12 protein-coding genes are annotated in these 15,612 nt (G+C 44.6%); all 12 read left to right on the top strand.

Annotated features, from left to right (window positions below; genetic code table 11):
- Positions 1-61: 61 nt before the first annotated feature.
- The 12 genes from NSQ29_RS19235 (at position 62) to ptsP (ending at position 15,505) form a co-directional block, all read left to right on the top strand.
- Entirely contained in the window at positions 62-1,237 is a 1,176-nt protein-coding gene (locus tag NSQ29_RS19235) for a galactokinase (protein WP_042186141.1), read from the top strand.
- A gap of 4 nt (positions 1,238-1,241) precedes the next feature.
- On the top strand, positions 1,242-2,228 hold the full coding sequence (gene galE / locus NSQ29_RS19230) for a UDP-glucose 4-epimerase GalE (protein ID WP_042186143.1): 987 nt from the start codon (positions 1,242-1,244) through the stop codon (positions 2,226-2,228).
- A 54-nt stretch (positions 2,229-2,282) separates the two neighbouring features.
- Entirely contained in the window at positions 2,283-3,863 is a 1,581-nt protein-coding gene (locus NSQ29_RS19225; RefSeq protein WP_341125848.1) for a UDP-glucose--hexose-1-phosphate uridylyltransferase, read from the top strand.
- Positions 3,864-4,087: 224 nt separating this feature from the next.
- Entirely contained in the window at positions 4,088-5,251 is a 1,164-nt protein-coding gene (locus tag NSQ29_RS19220) for an iron-containing alcohol dehydrogenase (protein ID WP_340968246.1), read from the top strand.
- Between the two features lie 290 nt (positions 5,252-5,541).
- The gene (locus tag NSQ29_RS19215) at positions 5,542-6,078 is read left to right on the top strand and encodes a protease (RefSeq protein ID WP_283910889.1); all 537 of its coding nucleotides are present in this window, start codon (positions 5,542-5,544) and stop codon (positions 6,076-6,078) included.
- Entirely contained in the window at positions 6,078-7,652 is a 1,575-nt protein-coding gene (locus NSQ29_RS19210; RefSeq protein ID WP_052404202.1) for a flotillin family protein, read from the top strand. Before NSQ29_RS19215 ends, NSQ29_RS19210 begins: the two co-directional genes overlap by 1 nt.
- Before the next feature lie 111 nt (positions 7,653-7,763).
- Positions 7,764-8,471, top strand: a complete 708-nt coding sequence (locus NSQ29_RS19205; RefSeq protein WP_341049357.1) for an ABC transporter ATP-binding protein — start codon at positions 7,764-7,766, stop codon at positions 8,469-8,471.
- The gene (locus NSQ29_RS19200) at positions 8,464-10,077 is read left to right on the top strand and encodes a hypothetical protein (RefSeq protein ID WP_341125847.1); all 1,614 of its coding nucleotides are present in this window, start codon (positions 8,464-8,466) and stop codon (positions 10,075-10,077) included. The genes NSQ29_RS19205 and NSQ29_RS19200 overlap by 8 nt, the downstream gene beginning before the upstream one ends.
- Before the next feature lie 128 nt (positions 10,078-10,205).
- Entirely contained in the window at positions 10,206-11,081 is an 876-nt protein-coding gene (gene glcT / locus NSQ29_RS19195) for a glucose PTS transporter transcription antiterminator GlcT (RefSeq protein ID WP_341049354.1), read from the top strand.
- A 279-nt stretch (positions 11,082-11,360) separates the two neighbouring features.
- Positions 11,361-13,424 carry a glucose-specific PTS transporter subunit IIBC gene (gene ptsG / locus NSQ29_RS19190; RefSeq protein ID WP_339271547.1) on the top strand — a complete coding sequence of 688 codons (2,064 nt, stop codon included), beginning with the start codon at positions 11,361-11,363 and terminating at the stop codon, positions 13,422-13,424.
- A 100-nt stretch (positions 13,425-13,524) separates the two neighbouring features.
- Positions 13,525-13,800 carry an HPr family phosphocarrier protein gene (locus NSQ29_RS19185; protein ID WP_042131974.1) on the top strand — a complete coding sequence of 92 codons (276 nt, stop codon included), beginning with the start codon at positions 13,525-13,527 and terminating at the stop codon, positions 13,798-13,800.
- Positions 13,793-15,505 (top strand): phosphoenolpyruvate--protein phosphotransferase, encoded by a 1,713-nt coding sequence (gene ptsP / locus NSQ29_RS19180; protein WP_149645821.1) that lies wholly within the window; start codon positions 13,793-13,795, stop codon positions 15,503-15,505. Before NSQ29_RS19185 ends, ptsP begins: the two co-directional genes overlap by 8 nt.
- Positions 15,506-15,612 lie beyond the last annotated feature (107 nt).

Below are 15,612 nucleotides of genomic sequence, written 5' to 3'. Positions count from 1 at the left end.
ACATAAAGAACGCTTTACTTATTCCCACTGGCTGAAGCAGCGAAAGGATGGAGTGGCATTAATGAGCACACAGGAACTTAAAAAGAAATTCATCGAAAAGTACGGGGTAAGCGAGCAAGAAGCTCAAGTATTTTATGCACCAGGCCGTGTTAATCTCATTGGAGAGCACTTGGATTATAACGGTGGATACGTGCTGCCGGCAGCTTTGGAATTCGGAACAACATTGATTGTTCGTCCACGCAGTGACAGCAAAGTGAATTTTGCATCTACTAATTTTCCTTATGAAGCATCTATTGATTATAGTGAAATTGGCAAGGCCAAAACTGGAGAATGGATCGACTATCCGGTTGGAGTAATGGTTGAATTGGAGAAGAAAAACACTCCAGTATCTAAAGGTTACGATCTGCTGTTCCATGGTGATATTCCGAATGGCGCAGGCTTGTCCTCATCGGCTTCTCTTGAAGTCGTGACTGCTTATGCTTTCCTAACTCTCGAAGGCGGCGACACGGATACCGTTGAGATTGCACTCTTGTCTCAGCGTGCTGAGAACCAGTACGTAGGTGTAAACTCCGGAATTATGGATCAGTTCGCAGTTGCTAATGGCAAACGAGATCATGCAATCCTGTTAATGTGTGATACGCTTGAATATAATCTGGTACCTTTCATCACAGGTGCTTACAAACTGGTTATCGGCAACACGAACAAACGCAGAGGACTTGTAGATTCCAAGTACAATGAGCGTCGTCAGCAGTGTGATGAGGCCTTGTCTATTTTGCAAAAAGAAGTTCCTTCACTAGCTTATCTGGCACAGCTCAATCATGAACAATTCGAAGCACATCAAGATAAAATCACAGATGAAATTGTTAGACGCCGCGCTCGCCATGTTGTGGAAGAGAATCAACGTGTACTAGAATCCGTTGAGGTCTTAAAGAACAATGATCTGAAGCAGTTTGGACAGTTTATGAATGACTCACATACTTCCTTGCGTGATTTGTATGAAGTTAGCTGTGAAGAGCTAGATATTATGGTTGAAGAAGCACAGCGTATTCCCGGTACACTGGGTTCCCGTATGACTGGTGCAGGTTTCGGTGGCTGTACTGTATCCTTGGTACATGAAGATGATGTAGAACGTTTCATTCGTGAAGTAGGCGAGGCATATACCACAAGATCTGGTTTGGTTGGTGAGTTCTACGTTTGCGGCATCGGTAATGGTGTCCAAGAATTGAAGGGAGTGTAATCAAATGGCAATTTTAGTAACAGGTGGAGCGGGGTATATTGGATCTCATACTGTAGCAGAGCTGTTGGATCGCGGCGAAGAAGTGGTTGTCATCGACAATCTGCTAACAGGGCATCGTGAGGCGCTACTGGGTGGCAAGCTGTACGAAGGCGATCTGCGTGATAAGGAGCTGCTTGGCAAGCTGTTCGCCGAGAATGAGATTGATGCGGTTATCCATTTTGCAGCAAGCTCTTTGGTTGGTGAAAGCATGAAGGACCCAGTGAAATATTATGACAACAACGTATACGGTACACAATGCCTTTTGGAAGCTATGCAAAAAGCTGGCGTGAACAAAATCGTATTCTCGTCTACAGCTGCAACTTACGGCGAACCGGAAAAGGTGCCGATTGAAGAAACAGACCGTACCGAGCCAGCAAACGTATATGGCGAAACTAAGCTGACTATGGAACGCATGATGGCTTGGTTTGATAAAGTACTGGGTATCAAATATGTAGCGCTTCGTTACTTTAATGCTGCAGGTGCACATGCTAGTGGGAAAATCGGTGAAGACCATCGTCCGGAAAGTCATTTGGTTCCGCTGGTATTGCAAACCGCTTTGAAGCAACGGGAGAGCATCGCCGTATTCGGAGACGACTATCCTACAGAAGACGGTACTTGTGTGCGTGACTACATTCATGTTAGCGATCTGGCTGACGCCCATGTTCGCGCAGTAACTTATCTGCGTAGCGGAAGCAGCAGTAATATTTTTAACTTGGGAAATGGACTTGGCTTCTCGGTAAAACAGGTTATTGAAACTGCGAAGAAAGTTACAGGACTAGAAATCCCTGTAGTTATTCAAGAACGCCGTGCTGGAGATCCGGCAGTACTGGTAGCTTCCTCCGATAAAGCGCGCTCTATCCTTGGATGGAACCCTCAGCATGCTGACTTAGAGAATATCATTCAAAGCGCCTGGAACTGGCATTCTGCCAATCCGCAGGGATACGGAGAATAAGGGGCTTTAGATAGCTTAACTAGAGCATGAGACCCTACTTAAGGAGAATTGAAAATGCACAACGAGAATAAGGTTACGCCTGCTGGCCAGAAAGCCTTACATGCGATTGAGCAGCTAGTTCTGTTTGCACTACGTGAGCAGCTCATTGCTCCATCAGATGAAGACTATAGCCGTAATGTGCTGCTAGATCAGTTCGGATTTAGTGAGCCGTTCGTCGGCGAGATCGATCAAAGTCCACTTACAGGTCCACAGGTTCCACTGGATGCACTGATTGATTATGGTTTTGAAATCGGATTGATTCCAGAGAATAGCGACACTTACCGTGACTTGCTGGATGCCAAGATTATGGGACTCCTAATGGCCCGTCCATCAGACGTAAATGCGGAGTTCAACCGTTTAGCTGCTGAAAAAGGTATCTCCGCGGCTACAGATCGCTTTTATAAATTAAGCATAGATTCCAACTATATCCGGATGGACCGGATTTCCAAGAATGTCTACTGGCTGCAAGATTCGCCTTACGGTGACATCGAGATGACAATCAATTTGTCCAAGCCTGAGAAGAGTCCGAAGGAAATTGCTATGGCCCGCTTGCTCCCGCCGCCGGTCTATCCAAAATGTCTGCTGTGCCGCGAGAATGTTGGGTATGCTGGTCGGGTTAATCATCCGCCGCGCCAGAACCTGCGTGTCATTCCACTTCAGCTGAATAATGAGAAATGGCTCTTTCAGTATTCGCCATATGTTTACTACAACGAGCACTGTATTGTATTCCATCATGATCATGTGCCAATGAAGCTTACCAAGGATACCTTGAAGCGACTACTTAGCTTCGTGGAATCTTTCCCGCACTATTTTATTGGCTCGAATGCAGACTTGCCGATTGTTGGCGGATCGATTCTGACACATGACCACTTTCAAGGTGGACGTCATACCTTCCCTATTCAGAAAGCGCCTAAGGAAGATTCGTTCACGCATGCATCTTATCCGGGTGTCAGCATTAATATCGTAAAATGGCCTATGTCCGTATTACGTTTAAATGGTGAAGATCCAGCGGTATTGCTGGAGTGTGGCAATGCACTTTATGAAGCTTGGAAGGCGTATAGTGATCCTGATGCAGAAGTGTTGGCGTTCAGCGAAGTTGATGGTGAAGTGCAGCCTCATAATACCGTTACTCCAATCGTTCGTCGGGCGGAAGATGGCAGCTTCGAGATGGATCTCGTGCTGCGTAACAACCGGACTAACGAGCAATATCCTGAAGGGATTTTCCATCCCCATCGGGAGATGCACCATATCAAGAAGGAAAATATCGGCTTGATTGAGGTTATGGGACTCGCAATTCTGCCAGGTCGTCTGAAGGAAGAGCTCGATTCTATTGCGAGCATCCTTACAGGAGATCAAGCACTATTAGAAGCGGTGAAGAATGATCCTAGTCATCCACTTGCGCAGCACGCTGCTTGGGTTCAAGAGCTTGTAGAGCGTTTCGGAACGGCATTACAGCATGAAGAAGCCGTCAAGATTGTGCAGAACGAAGTCGGCATCAAGTTTACACATATTCTTGAACACGCGGGTGTCTATAAACGGACTCCGGAAGGGCAAGCTGCTTTCCGTCGTTTCGTGAAGAGCTTCGGCGCGATCTAAAGTTTGGAAAAAAGATGTCCTTAAGCCTGTAGGCTTAAGGACATCTTTTTTTTAGGTTATATATTTGGGGTCCCCGCAAAGTACCTGAGTTTGCATCGAAGCAAAGCACCACTTTGTGGGGATATTTATGTGGCTTGAAGCTAATCCATTTGAATGCGGCAATTCAGAGGTTTATAATACGAGTGAGCAAAACATTCTGAAATAACTAATGGAGGTTTACACATATGCGTAATTTTGATTTTTATAATCCTACCAAGCTGATTTTTGGACAGGGTACGCTGGAAGCGTTGAAGACTGAGGTTCCTAAGTACGGCAAGAATGTATTGTTGATGTACGGTGGCGGTAGTATCAAGCGTAGCGGTCTGTACGATAAGGTAATGGCTGAGCTGAGTGCAATAGATGCTGTGGTTACTGAACTCTCAGGCGTAGAGCCGAATCCACGCCTTTCCACCGTACATAAAGGTGTAGAGCTGTGTCACGAGCATAATATCGACCTCATCCTCGCTGTAGGCGGCGGTAGCGTGTTGGACTGCGCTAAAGCAGTTGCTGTTGGGGCGAAATATGATGGTGACATGTGGGACTTTGTTGAACGTAAGGCAGCTGCTCAAGACGCTCTCCCACTCGGTACAGTGCTGACGATGGCAGCTACAGGATCAGAAATGAATAGCGGCTCTGTAATCACCAACGAAGTGACCAAGGAAAAAATGGGCTGGGGCAGTATTCATGCATTCCCGGCATTTTCGATTCTTGACCCAGAGAATACCTTCACTCTGCCACGTGATCAGACGGTCTACGGCATGGTAGATATCATGTCTCATGTTCTGGAGCACTATTTCCATACTGATGGCAACACACCGGTACAAGACGGCTTCTGTGAGACTTTGCTACGTACGGTGATCGAAACCGCACCGAAGCTTATTGAAGATTTGAATAATTACGAACTGCGTGAGACGATCATGTATTGCGGCACAATGGCGCTTAACGGTATGGTTAGCATGGGTTTTGCAGGAGATTGGGCGACTCACAACATCGAGCACGCAGTATCAGCTGTATACGATATTCCACACGGTGGAGGCCTGGCCATTCTGTTCCCACAATGGATGAAATATAATATCGATACTGATCCTGCCCGTTTCCGCAAGCTTGCTGTAAACGTGTTTGGAGTTGATCCTGCGGGCAAGAACGATAAGGAAATAGGGCTGGAAGGAATTGAAGCGCTGCGTAGCTTCTGGGATTCCATTGGTGCACCGAAGACACTCGCTGATTATGATATTGATGACAGCGAGATCGGCAGTATGGCTGATAAGGCGGTTCGTTTCGGACCGTTTGGTAATTTCCGCAAGCTTGACCGTGAGGATGTAGTTGAAATTTATAAAATGGCTTTGTAAGTAAATTCTTCTACGAAAGAGACCCTTCGTCTTTAGTCTAGAAGATGTTATAGAACGTCAAAGAAGTGATTCTTCCATAATGGATGAATCGCTTCTTTGCGTTTATGCTCTACTGTGGATCTCTCCTTGACATCGTCGCCGATCTCCGCTGCTGCTGACCGGATTTTTCGTACCTTTATCCTCAGAATGGAACTTTTATGGGTAAATATCCAAAGTTTGTGAAACCAATGACCTACTTTATTCGTTTAAAGTAATATGACAGTCCTGAATGAAGACAGGAGGAAGTAAATATGCAAACGCTGTATTTAGGCTGCTTGGCGCTAGGCGTCATATTTGCCATAGTCAGCGTCCTGGTGGGTGATGTGATCGGAGATGCTTTGCATGGAGTCTTTGATTTCGTATCCGTAGATTTTCTGAATCCCACCGTACTGGCAGGAGGAATAACCGTGTTCGGCGGAGCGGGCATTCTTCTAACCCGGTACAGCGCTCTGGAAGCTGGGGCGATCATTGCTTTATCTTTGTTAGCCGCCGCTTTTTTGGGAGTACTTATGTATCTAGGGGTGGTTAAGCCCATGGAAAAAAGCGAAATGTCCAATGGTTTCTCTATGAATGATCTGCCTGGCAAGATCGGGGAAATCACAATTCCTGTTCCCGCCACGGGTTATGGTGAGATTATGGTAAAGTTTGGCGCCGGCAATAGCCTGCATACGGCAGCAAGCTTTGATCATGAGCTGCTTCCGGCAGGGATTAAAGTTGTTGTAGTGGAGGTTAGAGAAGGCGTTGCATTGGTGTCAGAATTCGAAAAGAGAAGAGGAGTGGATCTTTAATGTTCGGTATTCCTGAGTATTTGTTAGTCCCTGCTGTTGTCGTTGCTGTTTTGTTTGTGCTAGGTATCGCATTCTGGGCACGTTACAAAACTGTTGGACCAGATGAAGGGATGATCGTAACGGGGTCGTTCTTGGGGAAAAATCATATTTCAGACGATGGATCTGGTCGTAAAATAAAGATAGTACGTGGGGGCGGGGCATTTATCCTCCCTATCTTTCAGAAGGCTGAATTTATGTCGCTTCTTTCTCATAAACTCGATGTGACGACCCCGGAAGTATACACCGAACAAGGGGTTCCGGTTATTGCTGACGGTGTAGCGATTATTAAAGTGGGTAGCTCGACTGAAGATGTGGCGACAGCCGCTGAGCAATTTATGGGCAAACCGATTGAAGCGCTGAAGAGCGAAGCACAAGAAGTTCTTGAGGGTCATCTGCGGGCCATTCTCGGTTCGATGACCGTTGAGGAAGTATATCGTAACCGTGACCGTTTTGCGCAAGAGGTTCAAGGCGTGGCGGCACGTGATCTTAAGAAAATGGGTCTGCAAATTGTTTCCTTTACTATCAAGGATGTCCGAGACAAACATGGATATCTTGACGCATTAGGTAAACCGCGGATAGCTGCAGTGAAGCGGGATGCAGAGATCGCTGAAGCAGAAGCAGTGCGGGATGCGAGAATTCAAAAGGCAAACGCTGAAGAGCAAGGGCAAAAAGCAGAACTGCTGCGGGATACGAATATCGCCGAAGCCTCCAAGGAAAACCAGCTTAAGGTGGCTGCGTTTAAACGGGATCAGGATACAGCGAAAGCGGAAGCCGACCAGGCTTATCATATTCAAGAGGCACGTGCAAAGCAGACCGTTGTTGAAGAACAGATGAAGGTTGAGCTGGTACGTAAGGAACGTGAAATCGATTTGCAAGCCAAAGAAATTCAAGTTCGCGAGAAGCAGTACGACGCAGAAGTGAAGAAAAAAGCGGAAGCGGATCGTTACGCAGTAGAGCAAGCGGCGGAAGCTGATAAGGCGAAGAGAATGCGTGAGGCAGATGCCTTGCAATATAGTATTGAAACGCAAGCTAAAGCGACAGCTGAGCAGAAGCGTCTTGAAGGTCAAGCGATGGCGGATGCAGAGCTGGCTAAAGGTACAGCGGATGCTGAGGTTATCCGGTTGCGCGGTCTAGCGGAAGCAGAAGCCAAAGAAAAGCTGGCGGAAGCTTTCCAGAAATTCGGCGAAGCCGCCGTGCTCGATATTATCGTCAAAATGCTGCCTGATTTGGCTGGCCAAATCGCGAAGCCGCTGGCATCCATTGATAAGCTTACGGTTGTAGATACCGGTAATGGTGAAGGTGCGGCACGTGTCAGCAACTATGTAACCCAGTTGATGTCTACGGCTCCTGAGATGTTGAAGAGCGTCTCTGGAATTGACGTAGAGGCCCTGATTAAAGGGCTGACGACTAGATCCTCAGGGTCAACTGGAAGCAAGGCTGTTCCGGTCACACCAGTGACCTCCATACAACCTCCAGCAGCATCGGGGGGAGCGAGCAAAGCTTCAACTTCTGTGGCTGAGCAACCTGAGGACTAGTTAAAGCAATAACTACTATAGAATGATTTAACTTAAGGTAAGCTCGGTGATTGCTACCGGGCTTACTCTATGTTTTGGGTCTTAGCTATAGAATAGGAGAGGTGCGCGAGCGTGCAACTAACTTTAGATCATATCCATAAAAGCTTCGATGGTAAACAGGTGATTAAAGATGCAGACTTCACCTTTGAAAGAGGGAAGATCTACGGGCTGCTTGGACGGAATGGAGCAGGTAAAACTACACTTTTCAATTGTTTGAGTGGTGAGATCCAAATGGATAGCGGAGCTGCCTTTATTGGTGAGAAGGATAGTGCCCGTCCGCTTCGTGACGAGGACATCGGATATGTATTTTCCCTACCCATTTTGCCTGAGTTTCTGACAGGTTATGAGTTCGTAAAGTTTTATATGGACATCAACCGTGAAAAGATCGATCCGAATAAAAGCATTGAAGATTATTTTTCAATTATTAAGTTTGAGGAAGAAGATCGACACCGACTGATTAAGGGTTATTCCCACGGGATGAAGAATAAAATTCAAATGCTCTGCTTTATCATTACTCGTCCGCCTTTGATTTTATTAGATGAGCCTTTAACTTCTTTTGACGTGGTTGTGGCTCTTGAGATCAAGAAATTGCTGCGTGAGATGAAGCAGGATCACATCATTATTTTTTCTACGCATATTTTGCAATTAGCCGCTGATTTATGTGACGAGTTGGTTATTCTAAATCATGGAACCCTTCAAGAAATTCCGCGTGAGACTCTGCAAAGTCCAGAATTTGAGGAGCAAATTATAGCTTTACTTCAGGATGGCAACAATGATTAGCACACTTCGCAGCATTCAGAGGATTAGAGGTTCGTCCGGAGCCAATCGGCTGATTTACTATTTCAAAAAGCTGCCTGTTCTTGGCAAACTTTTAAAAGGGGATATTTACTCTAACATTGCACTAAAACAAGTCTTCGCTGGGATAGTACTTGCATTGAAGGTAGTGTGGGGGTTTTTAGGCAAGTTCGCCTATTTGGGAATTGTGATCTATTTGCCAATCGTCCTTACACACAAAGAATTGCCGCTCGCCGAACAGTATGCATTGTTCTTACATATTTTTATAGTTCTGAGCTTTATAGTGGCTGGGGTTTCGAATGTATTTATATTAGAGCCCAAACGGGATAAATATATCTGTGTGAAGCTGATGAGAATTCCGGCGAAACAGTATATGCATGCTACGCTTTTGATTAAAGGGCTAACGTTCTTTATATATTTTATTCCGGCATTAACCGTGTTTGCGGGGATTTTTGGGGCACCGCTATGGCATGGCGTATGGCTAACACTACTGTTAACGGCCTGGAGAATAGTCACCGAGGCGCTAAATCTTTGGTTTTTTGACAAAAAAGAAATTGTGTTAGTTAAAAAGATGAGCTGGGTGTGGTCGGTGATTGGCCTAGGTGGCCTACTTGCCTATGTGCCTCTTTATCTAGGATATGCTTTTGTAAATGATGCGACAGGATTTAGTGTCCCAGTGAGTTTTGTGATTGTTGTACTTGGAGGAATTGCAGCTGTGTATATTGGGAAATATCCTAACTATCGCAGTGCTGTAGATGTCGTTACCAAGATAGATGATCCATTGCTGGATATGAACCGGATGATGAAAGAAGCGAGGGTGGCAGATGTTCAGACCAAGGAGAAGGACTTTTCGTCGGAAGAACTTAAAGGGAAAGCTTTTCAAGGAAAGACAGGTTACGCCTACCTAAATGCTATTTTTTTCTCCAGGCATAAACGCTTGTTGATTCAACCCATCCAGAGGCGTTTAACGATCATTGGTGTGCTCTTTATAGTGGCTGTCCTAATGATGCTTATTTCGCCGGAGACTTCGTCCGAATTTACAGCATATCTGCTCGGTGGACTTCCCTTTTTTGTATTTATAATGAACTATACCTCTATAGGTGAGCGCGTATGCAAAGCGATGTTTTACAATTGTGATCTAAGCTTGTTGCGCTATGGATTCTATCGTGAACAAGCTGCGATTCTAGACAATTTTAAGATTCGTCTAATTAAATTGAGTGGCCTTAATCTTATTCCTGCTGTCGCCATATGTTTAGCATGTACTCTGCTGTTTCTGCTCTCTGGTGCAGATTGGGGTTTGATGGATGCGCTGATCTTTTGGGTAACGATTCTTTGTCTTTCCTTGTTCTTCTCAGTGCACCATTTGTTCATGTATTATATCTTTCAACCGTACAGCACGGAGCTAAACATGAAAAATCCGTTCTTTTTTATCGTCAACAGCATTGTATTGGGACTAAGCGTCGCTTGTATCGGATTTCCAAAAGCATCGTCACTATTTACGCTAGTTGTTCTTGCGGGAACGATTGCTTATATGGTTATTGCCGTGACGTTGGTATACAAGTTCTCCAGCCGAACCTTCCGGGTAAAATAGAATGCGAGTGTTCTTCTAATATCGGAATGTTGATGATATGATGGTAACGAGAGTTTTTTAATCGTACCGTTTCATGTTGCGTTTGCTGCTTGGAAGTCAGGTGTTTAGAGATAAAAGAGGTGGCAAAAATGAGTAGCATAACTGTAGCAAAGGTGTTAAATAACAACGTTATCATTGCGGACCATCCCCAATATTCCGAGGTTGTAGTAATTGGAAAAGGGATAGGTTTTAATCGAAAATTGCATGATCGGATTAACCTATCCTCTGTGGAGAAGATGTTTATTCTCCGCAGCCAAGAAGAACAGGAACAATATAAACAGCTTCTTCCCCAAGTGGATGAGAAGTTGATTGAGATTGTACATGAAATTTTGTTATATATTATGCATAGCAGTAGTCAACCACTTAATGAGCATGTTCATATTGCACTCACTGATCATATCTCATTTGCTATACGGCGTTATGAACAAGACATCCCAATTCATAATCCGTTTCTGTATGAGACTAAGGAAATTTATCCTGAAGAGTATAAGATGGCAGAGTATGCGATTGAGCGGATTAATGAAGGCATGGGCGTGGAATTGCCTGTAGATGAGGTGGGTTTTGTTGCACTTCATATCGTTAGCGCGCTGAGTAATAGACAAATTTCCGAGGTCAGACAGCATTCTCTTTTGATTGGTGATTTGATCGGAATTGTAGAGAATAATCTCGAATATCGAATTCCACGTGATTCACTTGATTATTCGCGGTTGGTGACTCATCTACGATTTGTTCTAGAAAGACTGCGCCGTGGAGAATCAGTGCGGGAGACTTCTACGCTGGATGGTCTTATGAAACGAGAGTATCCCGAAATGTATACCTTGGCTTGGCAATTAACTAAGGTGATTGAGAACCGAGTGCGAATTCCTGTGTATCCAGCAGAGGTCAGTTATTTGACAGTTCATTTGCAACGTCTTGCCCAGAAGAAAGAGGATGAAGTGGGTATGGAGACGAAGCGAGAAATATAAGGATAATGTATAAAGTGAAACTTATACTTTCTTATATTTAAAAAAAAGCTTGTCACTACAAAAAAACGGTGCTACAATATCGGTGTCCTAATTAAAACAGAATACCAAGCGTGTAACTGATTCGATCAGGCATGAGTGATTTACAGTATTTTGGTTGCTAGTCCCCATCTTGGGGTAATCTAACCTTAGCGTTAGATAACAACCTTTATACTGTGTTGCTCATGCCTTTTTTGGCATCTGTTTTACTGAAAATGTGAATAATGAAAGGAAGTGACCATGATGTTCAAAAAGCTTTTCGGCGTTTTACAAAGAGTCGGTAAAGCGCTGATGCTCCCAGTAGCCATACTGCCAGCAGCCGGTCTGCTCCTTGGAATAGGAAACATGCTGGTAAACCCCGATTTTCTACAATACGTTCCGGCACTTGAGAACGATGTAGTTCAGGCAATTGCGAACGTATTGATGAACTCAGGGCAAATTGTATTTGATAATTTATCCTTACTATTTGCCGTGGGTGTTGCCATCGGTTTATCCGGTGGTGAGGGTGTTGCTGGTCTAGCCGCTATTATTGGTTTCCTCGTAATGAATGTTACGATGGGTACTGTAATTGGCGTCAATGATTATGTCCTGAGCCAAGGCGACTTTTCCTATGCTAGCGTCTTAGGAATTCCAACACTGCAAACGGGGGTATTTGGAGGTATACTCGTCGGTATATTGGCATCGTCCATGTACAAACGATTCTTCAAAATCGAACTTCCATCCTACCTGGGTTTCTTCGCAGGTAAACGTTTCGTTCCGATCATGACTGCGGTAACGTCATTGATTCTTGGTCTGGCATTGACCTTAGTTTGGCCGCCAATTCAACACGGTCTGAATTATGTATCACAAAGTATGATTGATACGAATAAAACGCTCGCAGCGTTTATCTTCGGAACAATCGAACGCTCGCTTATTCCTTTTGGTCTGCATCACATCTTCTATTCTCCGTTCTGGTATGAATTTGGTACCTACGTAGATAAAGCTGGGGAATTGGTTCGTGGTGACCAACGGATCTTCATGCAGCAGCTTCGTGATGGCGTAGAATTCACAGCAGGAACATTTACAACAGGTAAGTATCCTTTCATGATGTTCGGTCTTCCAGCAGCTGCTTTGGCCATTTATCATGAAGCTAAACCTCATAATAAAAAACTTGTCGGAGGTTTGATGCTTTCCGCAGCATTGACTTCATTCCTGACAGGGATTACAGAGCCGCTTGAATTCTCATTCTTGTTCGTAGCTCCATTGCTGTTCGCAGTACATGCTGTTTTTGCAGGTTTGTCTTTTATGACCATGCATATTCTTAATGTCAAGATTGGTATGACCTTCTCTGGAGGTTTTATTGATTACGTGCTCTTTGGTATTATCCCGAACCGTACGGCTTGGTGGCTCGTAATTCCAGTAGGTCTTGCCCTTGCCGTAATTTACTACTTCGGATTCCGCTTTGTTATTCGGAAGTTCAATCTGATGACACCGGGTCGTGAAGAGGATACGGGTGAGGTTGAAGATACTAACACAGAAGCCGTCTCTAAAACGGGTGATGATTTACCACGAAACATCTTGTCTGCGTTGGGTGGTAAAGAGAACATCGCTCATCTGGATGCTTGTATTACCCGCCTTCGTGTGGAGGTTAAAGATAAATCAGGTGTGGATAAGACTCGTCTGAAGAAGTTAGGTGCATCAGGTGTGCTTGAGGTGGGTAATAACATTCAAGCGATCTTCGGCACACGTTCCGATACCATTAAATCTCAGATTCAAGATGTAATTAGCGGGAAGACACCTGCACCAACGCCGGTAGCGGCTACGCCACAGCCTGAAGAAGAACAGCAGGCAGGTGAAGCTGGTGAAGCGATTATCAAAGAAGATATCGTCTCTCCGGTAAATGGTGAACTAGTGGATATCACTGAGGTTCCTGATGCAGTATTCTCCCAAAAAATGACGGGTGATGGTTTTGCTTTCTTATCCGATGATGGAAAGATTGCTTCACCGGTCTACGGTAAAGTGTTTAATGTGTTCCCGAGCAAGCATGCGATCGGCATTATGTCCGATGGAGGTAAGGAAGTGCTCGTTCATATAGGGGTTAATACAGTTAAGCTTAAAGGTCAAGGTTTTACAGTTCTAGTCGAAGAGGGCGACCTTGTAGCTGCTGGACAGCCGATCATGGAAGTGGATTTAGAATATGTAAAAGCACATGCACCATCAGTAATGTCTCCTGTTATTTTCTCCAATTTACCAGAAGGCTCTTCCGTAACCTTGAAGAAGCCAGGTAAGGTATCCATTGGCGATAAGGATATTATTACCATTCAGTAAAAGTGCAAGGGTGGACGCTTCCTTTAAACATTAAAGGGAGCGAAGCCTTCACTATAAATTTAAAAATATTCTATTAAAAGAAAGCGAGTTGGATAATATTATGCAAACAACATTCAGAATTATTGATGAAGATGGAATTCACGCACGTCCGGCAACTGCCTTGGTAAATACAGCTACGAAATTCAAAGGTACAGAAGCTTATGCAGAAGCAAAAGGCAAAAAAGTTACATTGAAATCTATTCTTGGCGTATTGTCATTGGGTCTAGAAGCTGGAGACACTTTGTCTCTGATTACTGAAGGTAGCGAAGAAGCTGAAGCTCTGAGCGCACTTTCTGATGTAATGATTAAAGAAGGGCTAGGGGAAATCCATGAATAAAATTTCAGGAATCGCGGCTTCAGCAGGGATTGCAGTAGCCCGTGCTTTTATCCTGAAACATCCGGATTATACAATTACAAAAACTAGTATCAGTGATCCTGAAGCAGAAGTCGCCAAGTTGAATGACGCACTTGCTAAATCAAGTGCTGAACTGCAGACTATTAAAGAGCGTACTTTAGCAGAACTAGGAGAGAAGAAAGCAGAGATTTTTGCATCCCATCTGCTGATTCTTGAGGACCCTGAGCTGATTAATCCCGTAATTGATAAAATTCGTCAGGAATCGGTTAATGCGGACTATGCACTAAACGAAGTAGCTACACAATTCATTGAAATGTTCGAAAACATGAAGAGTGCTTACTTACAAGAACGTGCAGCTGACATGCGTGATGTGACCAAACGCCTGCTGAACCACTTGCTGGGTATTCATTATGTTAGTCCTGCAGAAATCAATGAAGAGGTTATTGTTATCGCTGAGGATTTAACACCTTCTGACACAGCACAGCTAAATCGCAAGTATGTTAAAGGCTTCACAACAAACATTGGTGGACGTACGTCCCACTCCGCGATTATGGCACGTTCTTTGGAAATTCCAGCGGTAGTTGGAACTAAGAATGTCATGACAGAAGTGAATTCTGGGGATCTAGTGATTGTTGATGGTCTGAACGGAGACGTTCTTATTAATCCTAGTGAAGCAGAAGTGGCAGAGTACGTTCGCAAGCAGGAAGCTTACGACTTGCAAATTGCAGAGTGGAAGAAACTTCGTGATAAACCAACGATTTCTGCAGACGGTAAGCACGTGGAGCTGGCGGCTAATATCGGTACACCAAACGATGTCAATGGTGTAATTGAGAATGGTGGGGAAGGTGTAGGCTTGTATCGTACTGAGTTTCTATACATGGGCCGCGATAAGCTGCCTTCTGAGGAAATTCAATATAACGCCTATCGTACTGTGCTTGAGAATATGAAAGGCAAACCGGTAGTTGTACGTACACTTGATATCGGTGGCGACAAAGAACTTCCGTATCTGGATCTTCCAAAGGAAATGAATCCTTTCTTAGGATTCCGTGCGATTCGTCTTTGTCTGGATCGTCAAGATATTTTCCGTACGCAACTGCGTGCTTTACTGAGAGCAAGTGTTCATGGGGATCTTCGCATTATGTTCCCTATGATCGCAACACTTGGTGAATTCCGTGCAGCTCGTGATCTTCTGCTTGAAGAGAAAGCGAAGCTTCGTGAAGAAGGCAAGGAAGTATCTGACAACATTCAGCTCGGCATTATGGTTGAGATTCCTTCCACTGCTGTACTGGCTGACCAGTTCGCAAAGGAAGTTGATTTCTTCAGTATTGGTACGAATGACCTTATTCAATATACAATGGCTGCTGACCGTATGAATGAACGGGTGTCTTACCTGTATCAGCCATACAATCCGGCCATCCTGCGTCTGGTCAAGAATGTAATTGATGCAGCGCATGCAGAAGGTAAATGGACAGGAATGTGCGGTGAGATGGCTGGGGACGCAACAGCGATTCCACTCTTACTAGGTCTTGGCCTTGATGAATTCAGTATGAGTGCAACGTCAATTCTGCCAGCACGTAGTCAAATTTCTAAATTGTCGGCTGCCGACATGAAGGAACTGGCTGCAAAAGCATTGCAACTTGGCACTGCTGAAGAAGTAGCTGCACTTGTTCAAAGCATCACTAACTAACTATTTCCATATGCATTACTCCGTTAAACGTTTTATAACATTCCAACTACTATTACCGACTTCCGATGTTTGGAGGTCGGTTTTTTTGTGTGTATATCGATAATTTT

It is taken from the genome of Paenibacillus sp. FSL F4-0236 (assembly GCF_038000135.1).
GTDB lineage: Bacteria > Bacillota > Bacilli > Paenibacillales > Paenibacillaceae > Paenibacillus_AQ.
The sequence above is the reverse complement of the archived record's forward strand: the minus strand, read 5'-3'. Positions and strand labels throughout refer to the sequence as shown.

What these genes read in the sequence shown, in the direction of transcription:
- NSQ29_RS19235 (WP_042186141.1), top strand. Translation starts at nt 62, where the DNA reads ATGAGCACACAGGAACTTAAAAAGAAATTCATCGAAAAGTACGGGGTA.
- galE (WP_042186143.1), top strand. Translation starts at nt 1,242, where the DNA reads ATGGCAATTTTAGTAACAGGTGGAGCGGGGTATATTGGATCTCATACT.
- NSQ29_RS19225 (WP_341125848.1), top strand. Translation starts at nt 2,283, where the DNA reads ATGCACAACGAGAATAAGGTTACGCCTGCTGGCCAGAAAGCCTTACAT.
- NSQ29_RS19220 (WP_340968246.1), top strand. Translation starts at nt 4,088, where the DNA reads ATGCGTAATTTTGATTTTTATAATCCTACCAAGCTGATTTTTGGACAG.
- NSQ29_RS19215 (WP_283910889.1), top strand. Translation starts at nt 5,542, where the DNA reads ATGCAAACGCTGTATTTAGGCTGCTTGGCGCTAGGCGTCATATTTGCC.
- NSQ29_RS19210 (WP_052404202.1), top strand. Translation starts at nt 6,078, where the DNA reads ATGTTCGGTATTCCTGAGTATTTGTTAGTCCCTGCTGTTGTCGTTGCT.
- NSQ29_RS19200 (WP_341125847.1), top strand. Translation starts at nt 8,464, where the DNA reads ATGATTAGCACACTTCGCAGCATTCAGAGGATTAGAGGTTCGTCCGGA.
- glcT (WP_341049354.1), top strand. Translation starts at nt 10,206, where the DNA reads ATGAGTAGCATAACTGTAGCAAAGGTGTTAAATAACAACGTTATCATT.
- ptsG (WP_339271547.1), top strand. Translation starts at nt 11,361, where the DNA reads ATGTTCAAAAAGCTTTTCGGCGTTTTACAAAGAGTCGGTAAAGCGCTG.
- NSQ29_RS19185 (WP_042131974.1), top strand. Translation starts at nt 13,525, where the DNA reads ATGCAAACAACATTCAGAATTATTGATGAAGATGGAATTCACGCACGT.
- ptsP (WP_149645821.1), top strand. Translation starts at nt 13,793, where the DNA reads ATGAATAAAATTTCAGGAATCGCGGCTTCAGCAGGGATTGCAGTAGCC.